This window comes from Paenibacillus odorifer (assembly GCF_000758725.1).
In the GTDB taxonomy this organism is placed as follows: domain Bacteria; phylum Bacillota; class Bacilli; order Paenibacillales; family Paenibacillaceae; genus Paenibacillus_AQ; species Paenibacillus_AQ odorifer.
Window position 1 is genome coordinate 6,081,767 of record NZ_CP009428.1, and the last position, 17,633, is coordinate 6,099,399.

General features: G+C 40.4%; 18 protein-coding genes. 2 read left to right on the forward strand and 16 right to left on the reverse strand.

The features are described 5' to 3' along the window. Positions 1–27: 27 nt before the first annotated feature. The 8 genes from PODO_RS26470 to PODO_RS26505 form a co-directional block, all read right to left on the reverse strand. Positions 28–891, reverse strand: coding sequence for a hypothetical protein (locus tag PODO_RS26470; RefSeq protein ID WP_038573401.1), 864 nt, complete (start codon positions 889–891; stop codon positions 28–30). Positions 892–915: 24 nt separating this feature from the next. Next, on the reverse strand, positions 916–1,437 hold the full coding sequence (locus PODO_RS26475; RefSeq protein ID WP_038573402.1) for a P-loop nucleotide/nucleoside kinase family protein: 522 nt from the start codon (positions 1,435–1,437) through the stop codon (positions 916–918). Positions 1,438–1,545: 108 nt separating this feature from the next. After that, entirely contained in the window at positions 1,546–1,926 is a 381-nt protein-coding gene (locus PODO_RS26480) for a hypothetical protein (RefSeq protein WP_036681359.1), read from the reverse strand. 43 nt (positions 1,927–1,969) lie between these two features. After that, entirely contained in the window at positions 1,970–2,893 is a 924-nt protein-coding gene (locus PODO_RS26485; protein WP_080742636.1) for a phosphotransferase, read from the reverse strand. A 305-nt stretch (positions 2,894–3,198) separates the two neighbouring features. Then, positions 3,199–3,570, reverse strand: a complete 372-nt coding sequence (locus tag PODO_RS26490; RefSeq protein WP_036681355.1) for an iron chaperone — start codon at positions 3,568–3,570, stop codon at positions 3,199–3,201. Between the two features lie 58 nt (positions 3,571–3,628). Further along, positions 3,629–4,063: a hypothetical protein gene (locus PODO_RS26495; protein ID WP_038573406.1), complete on the reverse strand. Its 435-nt coding sequence runs from the start codon at positions 4,061–4,063 to the stop codon at positions 3,629–3,631. Then, positions 4,047–4,265, reverse strand: a complete 219-nt coding sequence (locus PODO_RS26500) for a helix-turn-helix transcriptional regulator (RefSeq protein ID WP_038573407.1) — start codon at positions 4,263–4,265, stop codon at positions 4,047–4,049. The genes PODO_RS26495 and PODO_RS26500 overlap by 17 nt, the downstream gene beginning before the upstream one ends. Positions 4,266–4,735: 470 nt before the next feature. Next, complete coding sequence (locus PODO_RS26505) at positions 4,736–5,224, reverse strand: DUF2199 domain-containing protein (protein ID WP_038573408.1); 489 nt, start codon at positions 5,222–5,224, stop codon at positions 4,736–4,738. 234 nt (positions 5,225–5,458) lie between these two features. On the opposite strand from PODO_RS26505, the gene PODO_RS26510 reads away from it, so the two are divergent. Further along, entirely contained in the window at positions 5,459–6,661 is a 1,203-nt protein-coding gene (locus PODO_RS26510) for a polysaccharide deacetylase family protein (RefSeq protein WP_052097342.1), read from the forward strand. A 176-nt stretch (positions 6,662–6,837) separates the two neighbouring features. Here PODO_RS26510 and PODO_RS26515 read toward each other — a convergent pair whose 3' ends face one another. Both PODO_RS26515 and PODO_RS30245 read right to left on the reverse strand, forming a co-directional pair. Then, positions 6,838–7,242, reverse strand: coding sequence for a GNAT family N-acetyltransferase (locus PODO_RS26515; protein ID WP_038573410.1), 405 nt, complete (start codon positions 7,240–7,242; stop codon positions 6,838–6,840). 425 nt (positions 7,243–7,667) lie between these two features. After that, complete coding sequence (locus PODO_RS30245; protein ID WP_052097344.1) at positions 7,668–8,462, reverse strand: MerR family transcriptional regulator; 795 nt, start codon at positions 8,460–8,462, stop codon at positions 7,668–7,670. A gap of 256 nt (positions 8,463–8,718) precedes the next feature. On the opposite strand from PODO_RS30245, the gene PODO_RS26525 reads away from it, so the two are divergent. After that, positions 8,719–9,393: a DUF4097 family beta strand repeat-containing protein gene (locus PODO_RS26525; protein ID WP_038573411.1), complete on the forward strand. Its 675-nt coding sequence runs from the start codon at positions 8,719–8,721 to the stop codon at positions 9,391–9,393. A 479-nt stretch (positions 9,394–9,872) separates the two neighbouring features. Here the strand turns inward: PODO_RS26525 and glmS are convergent, their stop codons facing one another. The 6 genes from glmS to sigW all read right to left on the reverse strand — a co-directional run bounded on the left by glmS (position 9,873) and on the right by sigW (position 17,575). Continuing rightward, positions 9,873–11,705, reverse strand: a complete 1,833-nt coding sequence (gene glmS, locus PODO_RS26530; RefSeq protein ID WP_036681297.1) for a glutamine--fructose-6-phosphate transaminase (isomerizing) — start codon at positions 11,703–11,705, stop codon at positions 9,873–9,875. Between the two features lie 640 nt (positions 11,706–12,345). Further along, positions 12,346–13,686 (reverse strand): phosphoglucosamine mutase, encoded by a 1,341-nt coding sequence (glmM, locus tag PODO_RS26535; protein ID WP_036681292.1) that lies wholly within the window; start codon positions 13,684–13,686, stop codon positions 12,346–12,348. An 88-nt stretch (positions 13,687–13,774) separates the two neighbouring features. Next, on the reverse strand, positions 13,775–15,235 hold the full coding sequence (locus PODO_RS26540) for a CdaR family protein (RefSeq protein ID WP_052097346.1): 1,461 nt from the start codon (positions 15,233–15,235) through the stop codon (positions 13,775–13,777). Continuing rightward, a complete protein-coding gene (gene cdaA, locus PODO_RS26545) occupies positions 15,228–16,058 on the reverse strand; it encodes a diadenylate cyclase CdaA (RefSeq protein ID WP_038573413.1) in 831 nt (276 codons plus the stop codon). The genes PODO_RS26540 and cdaA overlap by 8 nt, the downstream gene beginning before the upstream one ends. Before the next feature lie 214 nt (positions 16,059–16,272). Further along, positions 16,273–16,887, reverse strand: coding sequence for a zf-HC2 domain-containing protein (locus PODO_RS26550; protein WP_036681404.1), 615 nt, complete (start codon positions 16,885–16,887; stop codon positions 16,273–16,275). Positions 16,888–17,008: 121 nt separating this feature from the next. After that, entirely contained in the window at positions 17,009–17,575 is a 567-nt protein-coding gene (sigW, locus tag PODO_RS26555) for an RNA polymerase sigma factor SigW (RefSeq protein WP_036681288.1), read from the reverse strand. Positions 17,576–17,633: the final 58 nt, after the last annotated feature.

Sequence of the window (17,633 nt, forward strand, 5' to 3'; positions counted from 1 at the left end):
GCATTGTTTATTATCTCCGCGCTCAATTTATAGATTAATCTTATTGTATGAATTTAGTATCATCAAACTCTTTAGCGTCTTATAGGCTCTCCATTCCAACCTCGCTGTTTCACCGGGAGGCTCCCATTTTATCTGCCATCCTCCATCATCCTCCTGTTGGTATTCTAATACTTTTAAATGATCAAGAATGGTTTCATCAGAAAATATGCTGCTACAGTAAGAAGTTGGTGATGGCGAAAATTCTAGAGGAGAGAGTCCATAACTGTGGGATGCGGCATCCAAGCAAAAAAAGTTGGCAGTAATAAGCTCCTTAGATAATTTTTGAAATAATCCTTTGATAAAATCCGATTGAGGTAAGCTTTCCAATAAATAAAATGCAGTCAAAATTGTATGCGCATCATCATAGGCTTGTGCGCGAATATCTTCCAAACAAATTTCTGTCGCTTTATCAAGCCAGGAATGTTCTATCCCTTGCCATTTAAGAAGCCCGACAAGACCAGTAAGTCTGCTAAATGATGGCTCTGGAGAAAGAGGGTTATTCCAATGTTCTGCTCTTGGATAGTTCGATGATGAAGGAAATATTGTTGGAATCCCTTTTTTTAAGTCAGTATGCTTTGAAATATAATCACATGCTTTTTGAGAGAGTTCTTCGTCTTTTATGTTACAGTCATATAAGAAACGTAGTGCAAATTCCATGAAAAGTGGCTGACTACCAGGTGCCCGTAAATCTGGCTCTATTGCATTTCCAAACCCACCATCTTCGTTCTGGTAGGCTATTAGAGAAGTCACAACATTGCTTATTGATCCACCGTGGAAAATATATTCAAAAACCCTTCTTTCTAATAATCTGCCATGTGTCCAAATGAAATGGGCTGCTTTTTCAAAATCCATCTGTTCCCCTCCTCAAAATTTACGCTAAGCATTTAAGTATTCAATGACACTTTTAATATAGGATTCAATCGGTTCCTTTGTATTAACAATATGTATTCTGACATTAGAGGGCTTTTTAGCATTTTCAATAGTTTTAAGTAATGTCTCTTCAGAAGGCACTCTTTCAATCTGGCTAATCATTCTTTTTCTATTTCGCAGTCTATTATTGAGCTCGTCATAGTCATTTAATAAACATTCTACATATTTATATTCCGCATTATATTTCTGGGTCAGATTCAATCCTCTCTCTATCATCTCAGAGTATAAACAAGGGCTATCGAGTATAACATTATGACCTTGAGATAAGTGAAAATCTATCAAGGCCCATTCAATATCATACGAAATTTCCCCAACTTCCTTGAACCCAAAGTTTGCTCCAAGTGATTCCATAAGAGAAGACTTTACAATGTCGTGATCAAGAATAACAGCAGAAGTATGCTGCGCTATTACTCTGGCTAATGAAGACTTCCCTGATCCGGGGTATCCAGACATCTGAAGAAAAAACAACGAGGGCCACGGCCACTTCCTTTCAGCATAGTCTTGGGTCTTCCACAGACATAAATGAGCTCATAGCGTGAATTCTATGTTAGCTGATATGTATTCTTCTTCGAAAATCTATTCGAGTATTATCTCTTCTGCTTTATTGTTCCATGTTAGCATTAACTTTATTGTCTGTTTATTTAAATCCAATTCATTTGAAAATTCAGTCATTTTCATTTTCAAACCACCCTCTGTCTTACTCTTACCGAAACCTCCCTTAGTATTAAAATACTCACTTGAATACTCAAATATAAAAATCTTTATGGTAGGTTCAGTCCCTATATAATTGATTTCGTAATTTATCTCACCTGTTGATTCATTATGCTCAATAATTGTTTCCCAATAATCACCTTTTCCGTACTTCTGAACCCAATGGCTATTGCACCCGGTGACTAAAGTTATACACAGAACGAATAGAATAACTAAAGATATCTTTGTATGTTTTATTATATTCACCTCTATTCTAACAACAGAATTCCAACTATCTTTTAAGTTCAGGCTATATTTCGACGAGATTCTTATAAGCATTTATCGACTTCCATATAAGCTCCTCATCCTTAATTCCTTCATGAACAAATAACTTTATTGGAAAAAAGAGTCCTTCCATAATCGATAATCTAACGTCCTCCACAAATTGTGTGTACGTGTATGCGCTCCTGATTTTATTGTTAATTGAATGAAAATACAGATCAAAAATACGTGTAGTCTCCTCACTGCCATGAAACAAATCGTGGATAAATAACATAACGAGATCCTCCGTACAAAGCCCCACCTTCACAGCTTCAAGATCAATGATGCACGGCCTTGAACTGCTAAACATCGGATATAATAAATTGCCAACATTTAGATCACCATGAATGCATGTGGTATTTTGATATCTGGATATACGACTAATATGTTTCTGGGCATTTTCACGCAAGCTAAGTAAACTCTTCTCGTAAATACTAAACTGTTCTTCCCCAAGGTTATAAGTCTGGTGCTTTCTAAAAGCTAGATAATCTCTCTCCAAATACGAAATATGCTTTAAATAATGCTCTGTACTTTTCAAATGCTCGGGATGAGCTAACTCGCTTGTCCCCCAAGAAGCAGAATGAAACTGTACGATCACATCAATAATGTTTGCTAATTTATCAGAATCAATAGGTACTTCCCAGTCAGCTAAATTGGTATGTGTCGGGGTCAGATCTTCCATCAACAATATCCCCTCTTGTCCGACTGTATCATATTTATTAAAAAAGACTCTCGGAATAGATACATCCTTGGTATAGTAATGATTATAAATCATATTTTCATATGGAATATGATCTGACTTTGTGATTTTCTCTAATAACGACAAAACCTTATTGTCTTTCGTATACACTTCTATTTTATTGAGTGCTGCTCGATTGCGTATTTCTTGTTTTGTTCTTTTAATCTCAAGAATCTCAGGAACACCCTGACCTCTTAATAGCTCTAATAGTGATCATCGTTTAGTAGCATTTTCATCCTCCAATCTGAATTGGCTCTCGCCTACAGTAGCCATTTGTCTCACTTCCATTTTTCAGCATTCATCAGGTTGAACTAACGTGTATAAATTCGCTTTCAACATTCCATCCACCTTCCAAAATATTGAATATTTCACGCTGAGAATTTAAATAAAAAAGACAAATCACGTATTAAAGTGACTTGTCCTCCGGTGCTTCCACATATAAATTTGCTTAAAATGAATTGAACGCTAAATAATACGTTTTATTTCCGCCAAAAAGTTGAACAGTCTGCCTTATCCAAAATATTAAACTCGATCATTTTTTCAAGTAATGAGAAATCAACTGGACTTTCCCATCGGATGCGTAATAACTGCTTGGTATGATCATAACCTGCCTGCACAATTTCATCAGAAAAACGATTAATTCCTGCAATTTCAGGGGCAACCGCCAAATGATGTTTGGATACACTGAAGCCAATAATAAAAGTCTCGTGATCGGTAAACATAGGCTGATTCCACGCAACTTTTGGCTTTAAATCAGTAAATTTTCCAGCTACCCAAGCCAAAACTTCTTCCATTCTTTCCCGATGTTGCGGGTTATCAATCTGCGCTAAATATTCTGCAAATACTTCCATGTCATTCTCTCCTAAAAAAATATTTTCGAATAGTCTATTTGATGTTACGTCATATCAACTACATTCTCTTAGCATAATAATTAAACAGGAAGATTCCTAAGGAGATTTGAAAAATAAAAACACCACATAACACAGTGACTACAGTTTGATCTACTCCCATTAAACTAAATACAACAGTTAGAGCCATTAGGATGTAAAAGTTAACAATATTAGTTTTCCAACCGGCTTTTTCTCTTATTCTTATTTTCCGTTCATCATTAGCCTCAATTTTACTCATTCTAACTTTCTCATCATTTTTTACTTTGTTCTGAGGCTTATTAAGCCATAACGAATACACCATATTTCCTACTCCAAGCACTGCAAGGACTGAACCCACACCAATGAGCAAACCGGAAATTCCTTTTAGCTTCTCGTCGATTAAAATAAATCCACCCATATAAACCATAATAGCACCTGCAATTGTTAAGAACACCCATTTACTCGCCGTTTTCATTACCCAGCTCCTCCTCGTAAATGAAAATATCTTCAATACTCATTTCAAAAAATCGCGCAATCTTAAATGCAAGAATGATGGATGGGTTATACCGGCCATTTTCAAGTGAACCAATCGTTTGCCTGGATACTTCCAATTTATCCGCTAGTTCTTCTTGTTTAATACCTTTTTCTTTTCTAATCTCTTCAAGCCTGTTTTTCAATATCTTACCTCCTGAAGCAATTATGGAAAGTTAACTTTCCGTAAGAATAACACATTGAAGTATGTATGTAAAGCTAACTTTCCATCAGCTGAAATTGATTGCAATTTAACCCGTGATCTTTATTGGTGTAATGATTTAGGGCACGCCTTGTTGATACTACATCTGTAGAATTGGGCATGAAAAAACGCCACCCGCTAACTCCCTAATAGGAGTACGGGGTGACGTTGAGTGTTTTACGGGCGAAAACTTATGAAAGAAAAGTTCAGTTAGCTTAGCCTGCCTCAAGAATATACCCTCCGAAAGTTTGCCTTTTTAATAAAAAAGTCCCGATGATTATTCACATCATCGGGACTAACGTGTCATTGTCAGCAGAAAATAAAGTCTTAGACTTAGCAGACCAAGGAGAGCGGCGTAGATATGATTTAGTAATCTGCCGGCAGCTTCTTCGACTATACTTTCAAATTCTTCTCTTACTGACTATGATTTATTAAATGAGCAATTTCTTTAACTCTCTCCATTGTAATTCCTTCTCTTTGTTCAACTGCAAGTTGATGATTCGTTTGTTCTAATTCTATTAACGGAACAGCACCAACCTCTTGTGTATGCACCATTGTCTTTAACGATAATGTAGTTATTGGATATATTGAAAGTTCAGTCGATAACCAACCAAAATAAGGTTCTTCCGTCTCCCTTCCTTCTACGTGCAATAATTCATTAGACTTCAGAAAGTTTTCTTCACTAAGAGAAACCCACACACTCCATATAAATTTCTCTTTGCTATCAATTATTGGTATTTCAATATGTCCTCTAATAAAGAAATGCTGTTCATCAATTACACAAAAATCTCTAATTAATTCTGTTCTTTTCTCTTCTGGTACAGTGTAAAAATAATATGGTGCTTCACTTCCGTAACATAAAGGAAGTTCACTTAATTCGTTGTTACAGTGAGGGCATTTCATGTTTTCTGCTCCTTATAGTTTCTCGCCGATTTCTTATAACGTCTTATTTGGGAACTTTGTGATAATTCCATCTGTTGAGTATTCGCGAAATTACTTAGTTATCCTGCCCTTTACTTCTATAAAAAGGGCAACTCTGATCGGCTGAAAAACTGTCCAAGAATCCCTGTCACATTTTTGGGTGTCTGAAGCGTTATATATATATTAATGCAATCAGGATGTAGGGAGACTTAAACATTGAAACTAAACAAACTAAAACTAAAAAAATATTATATCCTCGTAATTTTATCGCTAATGGTCTGCTTGTCTGCTCTTCTTACGTATAAAACTATGTCTAAGCTGGAAATCACCAGTGTTGACGGATACAAGATCACAACAGATGCCTATGTTCTGAATCCGGATCATGAATTTATGCTTGCTAAAGACGTAGCTGAGCAGGTTCTTAATGCCCGTATCGGCTGGGAGAAGCAGACTCCACTTCCCGAGGGCATTTACTACAAAGATCAGGTGGCGGTACTCATGTACCATCATCTCACAGAAGAATCGTTATCGCTTTATCCCGGTGTATTATCCGCAGAACAGTTTGATGAACAAATGCGGCTGCTGGAGCAGGAGGGCTTTCAGGTCATTACGATGGAGCAATACCGGCAGTTTATGCTGGAGAATGCTCCGGTTCCCGATAATGCAGTTCTGCTGACTTTTGATGATGGTTATGAGAGCTTTTATAAGCTGGCGTTTCCTATTCTGCAAAAGCATGGTTACACCGCAATTAACTTCATCATTGTTTCTGATGTTGATAACCCGGATGGGCGGAAGGTACCAAAACTGACCTGGGAGCAGATGAGGGAGATGAAACGTGCCGGAATGGGCTTCTATAATCATACGTACAATCTGCATTATTATGGCATTGTCGATGCAGAAGGAGGTACCCGTCCGTCGGCGAGTGCCTTGCTGTACATTGATGATGAGAACCGCAATGAGCTAAATGAAGAATACTACAGAAGGGTAACCGGGGACCTGGCTCTGGCGGAACGCAGGCTAAAGGAAGAGCTAGGCAATACGGATTCAGCTATTGCTTTTCCCTACGGTTCCTATAATGAAAAGCTGCTGGATGCAAGCGATTCACTCGGAATCAAATTGAAATTCAATACCCGGGAGGGCTTAAGCTCCAGAACGAATCTGAACGCACCGCGGATTAACGAAGGGGACGAAACCCTCACCGCGGCTTTATCCATAGAACAGCTGAAGCATACTGAGCCGCTGATGGAGTTGACTGTGAATTCCAGAAAGGTCCCTCTTATCGGGACTCAGCCGCAGTTGAGGAATGGAAAATTGATGGTTCCGTTAGGCCCGCTAAGCAGATCACTGGGGATAGAGATGCATTACGACCACCGCAGCCGGACATTGAAACTGACACACAGCAGCTTGAACAAGGCTTGAGTGATAACTCAAATTTTGTACCATAGATATCAGAGGGAATACGAACGGTATCAAGCGAGTGATAATCGGACGCATGGAGGACTCTTTTACCCACGTGGCTGAAATCGTCAGATTCATAAAAAATAAGTATTAGACTGCCGCTGTTATTGTTCAATTATCGTGACCCGTTAGTTTAATCATATCAACTCTGAGATAAACATTGGTGTAGCTCCATCCTCTGTATTAAAGCCAAATTTATTATAGAAATCCACTGCATGCGGATAAGAAATTAATACTTTGGTTTTACACCCTTTATATCTATCAAGCATTATATTCATCATTTCCTTTCCTATACCTATACTCTGATAACTCGGATTAATAAGCATATAATGAAAATATACCGTTAAAACACCATCTGACAAAGCATTTATTAAACCGACAAGCTTTCCTCCTTCCCAAGCGGTAACAATTGAATGAGACCCTCCGATTGCTTGTAAAAGCTCGTTTGGATACTTGCCAGACTCCCATTCTACCGAAAGAAATAACTCTTGGAGTGCATCCTTAGTGATATCCTCTTTGCTTGAAGCGTAATAAATACTCACCCCTATACCTTCCTTTCATAAAACTAACTACGGCACAGCATCTGTTTTAAACTCCCATATTTCGATGGTTTTGCAATCCTTACGAAGCCATAAAATAATACCAACAAAGAAATTTCGGATTTATCAAAGTGAATAATCACTTTATTTACCTCAATATACTATTAAAAATATGTATAGAAAATGGATTAACTGAAGTGGAATTTGTATTTATTCACATTAGAGAATTCATGATAATACTTTTTTCACTTAAGCATACAAATCCTAAGAGGCATATAGTGTTAATCTGCCAGTTAGCTAAATAGATAACATTGAACAATAGTTAAATATTTAGCTAATCGGCGAAGTATAACGTTCTTGTCCTCAGCCTGGGGCAAGAAACGTGATTGCTTAATCAAAAAAAAGCCGCTAAATTAGCGACTTTTAATCTAACATGTGCTTTTCTTAATGAACAGTTGTATCTGATAATCCCACTGCAATATTCCAGTCACAATAATGTTATGAAGAACAAAATCTGGACACACATCGTATTCCGTCTTTGCCCTTTCAAGTAAATTTTGTAATACAGCATTCTTATTCTCTTCGGTACAGTTTGCACACAGATAGTCCCCTTCTGGTAGCACAGTTAACCCCTCTAAAGACGGATATTTCAAGCAAACAGCAAATAACCGTGTTATTCCTTCAGTCGTAAACATTCCCGCCATATCTTCAAACAGAAATTGTGAATGCAGAGAAGTCTCAATTTGTTGATAGAAATGTCTGTGATAGTCCCATAAATTCTTAAGTGTGGGGCTTTCCATTTTATTCGAAAACATAATTACCCTTTCCTCTATGTGTCTGACAAAGTAATTTTCACTTTGACTATAATCGTTGTGGAACTTATTTTCATAATGTAGATAGGCACGTTTAATTTTCGATTTTGCATACTGCAGACGAGCAATTTTATCGTCTGCTCTTTTTTCTGCCTGTTTTAGAAAATCAATTACTTTAGAGAGATCATTCTGCTGCAATATATCTTTAATATCCATTAAAGTAAGATCCATTGCTTTGAGCAGTTCAATGGTTTGCAGCTTTACGAGCTCCTGCTCGGAATAGTATCGATATCCCGACAATTCATCTTTATGGCATGGCTTGACTAACCCAATACGATCATAGTGCCGCAAGGTCTCACTGGTCATCTCTACGATTTCTGCTGCTTGCTTAATTGTAAAATAGTTGTTCATATCTACCCTCTTGACCTTTTTGTAACACAAAAGTTTATGATGATTAAAACATATGCGACTGATAAACGCAACGAAATACAAAAATGATCCGATCCAACTCTTGCAACATATTTGGGTAGACTTTTTCAAGATCATTATGTTTAGCTCTAATGCTTAGTTGCATATCGCAATTTTTTTTGCAGAGCAGCTTAGGATTGGTATTCGTAGGACTGGCTATATTAAAAAGAAAAATGATTTAACAAAGGAGCATTTTATAATGAAAAGTACTGCAAAAAAATTACTAACTACTATAGGCATATTGGTGACACTATTGATATCATTGGCAGGATGCTCCTCCCACTCCACTTCCATGGAGGAAAAAAATTACATCATCCCTGCCCAAAAGATTGATACCTTAACAATTGATGTAAAGGACAAAAAAATAACTATCCTCCAATCTAAAGATGAACAAATTCATATTGTTTACTATGAAAGTGAGAAAGATTTTTACAAGATTGATCTATCTGATGATAAAGAACTATCAATGGTAAGTGACAGTAATAAGGAATGGAATGACTATATCGGAGGAAAAGGCTCGCAAGTAACCAGAACTATTCAGGTATGGATACCTGATGCAACTTTAAAAAATTTGACTTTAAAAACATCAAATGAAAGTATTGTATTACCAACAATCGCGTTTTTGGGGACAGTGGAAGTAAACATAAATAACGGAAATATCCAACTGGACAAATTGAATGCAGGGACGGCTATAACCCTTGAAACAAAAAACGGAAATATTAGCGGTTCAATTCTAGGGTCATATGATGATTTCGCGATCTTAAGCAAGGTAAAGAAAGGAGATAGCAATTTGCCTGCCAATAAAGAGAATGGTTCAAAAAAATTATCTGCTTATACAAATAACGGCGATATTACCTTACAATTTTCTGAGTAGCCAGTAGTTAAATATTAGCTCGTATGAAGTCAGATACAATATTGAAAGGGATAACCCCTGTTTCACTTTTGAAACTTCTGGTCGTACCTCTTCGACTATTCCACCGGCCTATGACCGATACAATATCCCTCCCTCTTGTAATGGAAAATCACCTTGATAAAGTTGTTAATCCGACCCGTAAATCGATTATCTTATGATGTACCCGAGGGCCAAAATTAAGCTTGATCGTGAATTCCATCAAAATAAGGTATAAGCCGCATTACAGCGGCTTATACCTTCTCATGATTTTGTTTGACTGTTTTGAACCATCCTTTGGAAATGAATGTATCCGATGCATATAAAAAGTACTACTATCGATATAATTAAAATAATACCGTATATTGAATATTTAAACTTTCCTGCCAGTTAGCTTAATGAAGCATCGTCAGTCTAATACTTTATTTTCTTTTGACAACAACTGTACTTTTATATCACCAAACCTACTCCACAGTAACACTCTTCGCCAAGTTACGTGGTTTATCCACATCATGACCCAGCGCAAGAGAAGCATAATAAGACAATAATTGCAGAGGCACTACGGACAAAGCTGCTGTCAGCATTGGAAGTGTCTTTGGAATCACGAACACTTGATCAACTGATCTAAGCAGGTCAGTCAAATGCTCTTGGTGAGTGATTGCCAGCACGTCTGCGCCACGAGCTTTCACTTCTTTGATGTTGCTGACGGTCTTCTCAAGTACAGCTTCCTGAGTTGCCAGGGCAATAACTGGAACACCTTCTTCGATCAGAGCCAATGTACCGTGTTTCAATTCACCTGCAGCATAAGCTTCGGAGTGAATATAAGAGATTTCTTTCAGCTTCAAAGATCCTTCTTGAGCAACAGCGTAGTCTACGCCGCGGCCGATGAAGAACAAGTTTTTGTGCTCAGAAATTTGTTCAGCATAACCTTTGATCGCTTCTTTTTGAGCTAGGATCTCTTCCACTTGCTCTGGCAGAGATTGCATAGCTGCAAGAATCTTAGTAACTTGTGCTTCGGTTTGTGTTCCACGAACTTCAGCCAAGTAAAGGGCAAACAATCCAAATGCGATCAATTGTGAAGTGTAAGCTTTGGTCGAAGCTACTGCAATTTCCGGACCCGCCAAGGTTACCAACACATCGTTCGCTTCCCGAGCAATAGAGCTGCCCACTACGTTAGTGATCGCCAATACATGTGCACCGTTAGCTTGAGCTTCACGCAGAGCTGCCAAAGTATCTGCAGTCTCACCGGATTGGCTGACTACGATAACCAACGTTTCTGGAGTCACGATTGGTGAACGATAACGATATTCCGAAGCAATATCATTCTCAACCGGAATACGAACCAAAGATTCGATCATAGTACGTCCTACCACACCTGCGTTATATGCTGTTCCGCAAGCAACGACTTGAATGTTACGGATGTTCTTGATTTGTTCTTCAGTCATGTTCAGTTCAGGCAATACAACCTTGTTGCCTTCCGCATTGATGCGACCACGCATTGTGTCGCGGTAAGCCTTAGGTTGCTCGTGTATTTCTTTCAGCATGAAATGCTCGTAACCGCCTTTTTCTGCGGTAACTGCATCCCAATCGACAGTAATCATTTCCCGAGAAATAAAATTGCCTTCAATCGTCATCAATTCGACAGCATCTCTTGTCAGCACAGCCATTTCGCCGTCATTCAAAATATATACGTTACGGGTATATTCAAGCAGTGCAGGAATATCTGACCCGATAAAGTTTTCTCCTTCGCCAAGACCGATAATGAGCGGGCTAGCTTGACGCACAGCCACCAGTTTATCTGGTTCATATTCAGTCAGGACGCCTAATGCAAACGCACCGCGCATGAACGTAATCGCTTTTTGTACAGCCTTCACGATATCCCCGTCATATTCGCGAGCAATAAGATGTGAAATAACTTCTGTATCTGTTTCAGAGACAAAGTGGCATCCGCCAGCGATCAGCTCTTCTTTCAGATCCAGATAGTTTTCGACAATACCGTTGTGAACTACCGAGAACTTCATGCTGTTATCCGTATGTGGATGTGAGTTCTCATCGGATGGTTTACCGTGAGTCGCCCAGCGTGTGTGTCCGATACCTGCGCTACCTGCCAGCGGGCTGTCTTGGAGCTTCGACTGCAGATTCGCCAAACGGCCTTGAGCTTTCACTACTTGCAGTCCTTCTTGGGTAAATACAGCAATACCAGCGGAATCATATCCACGATATTCCAATTTCTTCAAGCCCTCAACCAAGATCCCCTGCGAATTCTGATTACCAATATATCCTACAATACCACACATTATAATTTCCCCCGTCCGAGTTATCGTAATGTGGCGGCATAAGGAAAGAAACGTGCCGTGCGGCATGTTTTTGAGAAAAAGCAAATATTCTGTTGTATTTTAGGATCAACAAAATAAACTGTCACTTACATTCTAATGTTCATGAAATGCACAGCCTTCTCCTCTGCCGTGGCAGAAATAACGTGTTTCCTTCTGATGCGCGCACACATGAATAATATAATTTGTTGCACCCATGAAAACGTTGTGTGAAAGGTCGCCCTTTCATTTTCCGTATCCATTTACGGCTCTGGTGCATCACCGGGAGGTCCCCGCCGAACATTTCGAACACCTCCACCTCGTCAGCTTACGTCTGCCGTGATCCGTTCAAGCCATAGCCTACATAACAAGTAAGCAGCTTTCCCTTCTCCCCCGCGCTAGACCAAGCTCTGGCGCTTGCTATTGCTAACCTCACAATCCCCGCTTTCCTTCTAGAATGACACTTAATCTATTATATGCACCTTGTAGTACTTTGGCAATGGCGCACCAACCTAAATTTTACAAAACCAGTTCAAACGATCCAATCCTAAAATAAAATAACACTGGTGCAACGAGTCCGAATCGCTCTCGCTCACTGCACCAGCCTTATAGTTAAGGTAATGGATTATACCAATTCGCGTTGAACTACTTCCACAATTTGATTCACATAAAGATCCAGATCTGCCTTATCCGGTCCCTCTGCCATAACGCGGATTAGAGATTCCGTACCTGACGGACGTACAAGCACACGGCCATTGTCGCCTAGCTTGCCTTCTACTTCAGCGATAGCCGCTTCTATAGCTACGTTATTAGGGTAATTAGTCTTATCCTGTACACGAACATTGACCAGCACCTGCGGGTATTTAGTCATCATACTCTTAACTTCGCTAAGCTGTTTGCCTGTAGCCTTAAGTGTGTCTACCAGCTGAATAGCTGTAAGAATACCATCACCAGTAGTATTGTAATCCAGGAAAATAACATGTCCAGACTGTTCTCCACCTAGATTAAAGCCTCCACGACGCATTTCTTCCATAACATAACGATCCCCTACAGCTGTCTTAGCGGTATTCAGGGATAATTTCTCGGTAGCTTTATAAAATCCGATGTTACTCATAACGGTTGATACAATCGTGCTATCCTTCAGCTTACCTGCACGGTTCATCGCATCGCCACAAATACAAAGGATAAAGTCACCATCGACTTCATCACCATTATTATCAATAGCGATCAAGCGGTCTGCATCTCCGTCAAAAGCAAGTCCCAAATCAGCTCCATGACGTAAGACTTCTTCACGCAAAGTCTCTGGATGTGTCGAACCAAATCCATCATTAATATTCAATCCATCTGGCTCAGCCCCGATAGAGATCACCTCAGCGCCAAGCTCTCTGAACAGTCTTGGAGCAAGCTCATAAGCTGCGCCATGCGCACAGTCCAGTACAACCTTGATTCCCTTAAAGTCCTGAGAAATGGTAGTTTTCAAATACTCCAGATAAAGATACTTAGCATCATTATCTACGGTAACCATACCTAAACCTGAACCGATAGGACGAGGCAATTCATCTACCTCCGCATCCATAAGCTCTTCAATTTGCAGTTCGGTTTCATCTGTTAGCTTGAAGCCATCCCCACCAAAGAACTTAATGCCGTTATCCTCTACCGGATTGTGAGAAGCTGAGATCATGACGCCTGCGTCTGCTTTTAACAATCTCGTAATATAGGCAACAGCAGGTGTACTAACTACGCCTATACGGATTACATCAGCTCCAATAGACAATAAGCCCGCAATCAGCGCGGATTCCAATAAAGGACCGGAAATACGTGTATCCATTCCGATAACAACCTTCGGTTTATCCAAGTTACCCGCTAGTACATATCCTCCACAACGGCCAATGCTATAAGCCATTTCTGCAGTCAATTCACGGTTTGCTACTCCCCGCACACCGTCTGTTCCAAAATACTTCCCCATTATTTTTCTCCTTTGAATACGCTACGTTAGCTTAATGTACTATCATATGATTTGCATACTATTTTGGTGTACCACTGGGCTCATAAGATTACGTCCCACCCGTACCTACAGGATTTTCGGAATTCGTACTTGTGTTAGCTGTGCCGTTATTCTCCGGATTGGTATCCGTTGGTACAGGCGTTGGTGTTGCTCCAGCCTCTCCGCTATGAGTGGGCTTCTCCGTAGGTTCCTCATCACCTATAACAGGTTCAGAACTTGGCTCAGGAGTAGTAGTTACCCCCCCCGTATCTGGATGAGGTGTAGGAACTGGCGCTGCAGGTGATAACAGCTGCACGGTCACAGTAAGAGGCACCCCTGAATTGGCTAGTGCGATAAACTGGGGCAGCGATACCCGCAAAGAAACCTCGTGAGTTCCAGCCGAAAGACCGCTAACATCAGCCACAACCCCTATATCTTTCTTATCAAGTTGATCTAGTAAAGCAGGCGCACCCTTTAAGGTAAGCGCAATTTCCTTGCTTGAAGGATTAATGATACTTCCTTCCAATTCATCCCCCACGCCTTGGAGCTTGATAGGTACCGCCTCAATCGTCCGCTCAGCAATTTCTGAGATGGTTAATGAAACGTTTACGGCTTCGGGCATAACTTTCTCCGTTCCAGCCGGAGCCTTCAGATCCACCCTTACTTGTTTCGTTCCAGCAGAATCTATTGCACTAAGGTTAACAGTGGCTTCATAGGCTGATAAAGCTGCCAAAGCCTCTGCTTGTCCATACACTACGACTGCTTCCTGCTCAGGTGTCAATTTGGATAATACGAGAGAATCCGGAAGTTGTCCAGTAAAGCCAATCTCCAGCGGCAAACTCTTAAACGGTAAGGTAATCGGCAATTCCACGGATACAGTAGAAGGCTCAATTACAGCATTTTTAATTTCATTTCCATCCTTATCATAAGCGTGTAGCTTCAATTTTTTCTCTTTAAATGTCTCATTCTCACCGTTAAGCTCAATGGTTCCTTGTATCTTAGCTACCTTGCTCAGTTCATTATCAGCAAGTGTGACTTCGACAGTATCTGTAGGCTGCAGGACCGGGGTGCCTATTTGGTAGCCCTCTGCAGGTTTCCCCTTCGTAACCAAGGATATGGGAAAAGACTTTGTATTCCGTGATTCTACATGTACGGTAACCTCTTTAGGATTCATTCTTACCAGGGATACACCTTTTGGCAGTTTATAATAAAGTGGCAACGTGGTATCTCCAGGTTCGACCTTAGTCAGATCAAGCATTACTTTATAGTCATCCGAGAACTGAAAGGAGATATCGGAATTTTTACCCGCTACCTCCAGACTCACACTGTCGACAGCCAAAGGTTCAAGGACATATTTATCCTCGTCAAGGCCGGTCACTTCAATCTTCACATTCTCAATAGTTTTTGTTTTAATATCCACTGTTGTCTGTCCAGAAGGCGCAGTATCGACATGAACCATCGTAAACAAAATGATCCCGAACACAAGGGCCAGAATCTTATTGAAATTGTTATTGTTCATCCACTTATCCATGATTCTTGTCCCCCTTCCGTTTCCAGAAAGTTGAACCCTTCTCCTTCAGCGATGAACTTACACTAAGCTCTTGATGGAGCTTCGATATCATGGATTCTTCCTTAATATCTCTCACGATCTGGCCATTAATTGCAAGGGAAATCTGCCCTGTCTCCTCTGAGACAATGACAGACACCGAGTCCGCAACCTCACTTATTCCTATAGCAGCGCGATGACGGGTTCCCAGTTCTTTGCTGATAAAAGGATTCTCGGACAAAGGTAAGTAACAAGCAGCCGCAGCAATCTGATTTCCCTGCATAATAAGGGCTCCGTCATGCAGAGGTGTATTGGGAATGAAGATGTTAATGAGCAATTCGGAGCTGACCAGGGAACGCATGGGTATACCTGACTCTGTATATTCGTTTAGCCCCGTCTCCCGCTCAAAAACGATTAACGCCCCTATTTTTCTACGAGATAAATAATTCACGGCTTTAATCACTTCGCCGATTAGCTTACTGATCTCCTCGTCACTTTCTCCAGCCCGTCCGAAAAATCTGCCCCGTCCAAGTTGCTCCAGTCCCCTTCGTAGTTCCGGCTGAAAAATGATAAAGACGGCTAGGACCCCGAATGTAAACATTTGATTCATTAGCCATTTAAGTGTATACAAGTCCAAGATTGTGCTTAACGCCCAAATCAAGACCAAGACCAATATCCCTTTTAAAAGCTGAATCGCCCGCGTCCCGCGTACCATATTAAGCACTTTATAAATAATGTAACTGACGATTAGGATATCAATTATATCTTTAATGGAATCTTTCCATGTTAGCTCAGTAAAATAACTCATTGCCTAAAACCCCCGTCATTTCAAATTAGCTGGGTTTATGTAAAATGTCTGTTAGCTCTGTAACATATCTAGGTTATAACGTTCAGGCTTCAGTTGCAAGTTTAGTCCCTCAATCTTTTCCGAAACCACCCAATTTAAGGAAACAAAAAAGCGCCATCTTTCCGGAAAAAGAGGCGCTAATTAATATTCCTGCTCAAGGTAACCACTGCCCGCATTAACGGTAGGCAACTTCAGAGAACATGTTCGTCACTTTATACCAGAACCAGCTTACTGCCTGGTCTATGCTTTTGACTTGCCCAGAAATATGAGCTGTTGAAGCCTGATATAGAGATCCGTCAATGACTGTCACGTTGCCGTTCACTTCTCCATATACCTGTGCTTTACCGTTCTCTATGGTAAGGTCTCCGGTAATTATTTTGCCGGAAGGTACAATTACAGTATCCCCTTTGATGACCACTTGATCCAAATCAACACCTCTAACTACAAGCTGTCTGTCTGGACTCCAAAAAGTTACGGTGCTCATCAGCATAACGACAAGGAATAGAGATGCCGCTGTAAGTGCAGGGTGTCTCTTGATCCAGGTAATAAAGGCTTTTTCTTTCTTAGTCTTTGGCAATGAACTCATTATCCGGCTCACAAGATCATCTGAAGCTACAGGATTCTGATGCATTAGGGAGAACATCAACATATCTGTCTGTTCCAATTCTTTAAACTTTGCACGGCAATCTGGACAGGATAGAAGATGCTCCTTCAATTCCCTCTGCTGCTGTTCGGGCAAGTCGTCATCCAAGTAGTCATGCATCATAGAGACGGCCAGTTTGCATTCCATAGGAGCCAATCCTTTCATGAGTGCTATTTAATTATCCTAAGACAAAGGGTCAGGACACATAAGACTTGCTTAACTTACATACGTCGCTCTCGAAAAGATGTTTCATAAAAAAAATCTATTTTTACATTTTCGGGCCTAATTTTTTACGCAAAAATTCACGGCCTCGGTGTACACGCGTCTTAATCGTGGTCACGGGCATATCCAGGACATCACTAATCTCCTGAAGTGACAGATCCTGCAGGTACCTCAGAATCATCACCGACCTGTATTTCACAGGCAGACTGTCAATCGCCTCATAGATTAGCCCCTGCGTCTCAGAGAGCAATAGTTCGGTCTCAGGTGTCACATTATCGCTCGGAATCAACGAGTAGCCATCAAGGCCCTCCTGATCGTTCATTTCAGCATCCAGCGAATAGGTTGGTTTTCGTTTACGCAATCTATCAATACAGAGGTTCGTTCCAATCCGGTAAATCCATGTGGAGAACTTCTGTTTATCATCATAACGATCCAAATTCCTATACACACGCAAAAAGGTCTCCTGAACAATATCCTCCGCCTCATGGCGATTGTTCAACATCCTGTAAGCTAAATGATATATTTTGTCTTTATATAGTTCCACAAGCTCGGCAAATGCCCTTTGGTCGCCCTTCAAGGCGAGCTTTGTCAATCTGCCTTCCAAATTCTCCACCTGTTAACTCCCCCAGACTTGCCGCCCTTGGTATTTCTTCGCAAATATCCACGGTACA

Coding starts and splice junctions, on each gene's coding strand:
- PODO_RS26470 (WP_038573401.1), bottom strand. CDS start 891: ATGGATTTTGAAAAAGCAGCCCATTTCATTTGGACACATGGCAGATTA.
- PODO_RS26490 (WP_036681355.1), bottom strand. CDS start 3,570: ATGGAAGTATTTGCAGAATATTTAGCGCAGATTGATAACCCGCAACAT.
- PODO_RS26495 (WP_038573406.1), bottom strand. CDS start 4,063: ATGAAAACGGCGAGTAAATGGGTGTTCTTAACAATTGCAGGTGCTATT.
- PODO_RS26505 (WP_038573408.1), bottom strand. CDS start 5,224: ATGAAATGCCCTCACTGTAACAACGAATTAAGTGAACTTCCTTTATGT.
- PODO_RS30245 (WP_052097344.1), bottom strand. CDS start 8,462: ATGAACAACTATTTTACAATTAAGCAAGCAGCAGAAATCGTAGAGATG.
- PODO_RS26525 (WP_038573411.1), top strand. CDS start 8,719: ATGAAAAGTACTGCAAAAAAATTACTAACTACTATAGGCATATTGGTG.
- glmS (WP_036681297.1), bottom strand. CDS start 11,705: ATGTGTGGTATTGTAGGATATATTGGTAATCAGAATTCGCAGGGGATC.
- glmM (WP_036681292.1), bottom strand. CDS start 13,686: ATGGGGAAGTATTTTGGAACAGACGGTGTGCGGGGAGTAGCAAACCGT.
- PODO_RS26540 (WP_052097346.1), bottom strand. CDS start 15,235: ATGGATAAGTGGATGAACAATAACAATTTCAATAAGATTCTGGCCCTT.
- cdaA (WP_038573413.1), bottom strand. CDS start 16,058: ATGAGTTATTTTACTGAGCTAACATGGAAAGATTCCATTAAAGATATA.
- PODO_RS26550 (WP_036681404.1), bottom strand. CDS start 16,887: ATGGAATGCAAACTGGCCGTCTCTATGATGCATGACTACTTGGATGAC.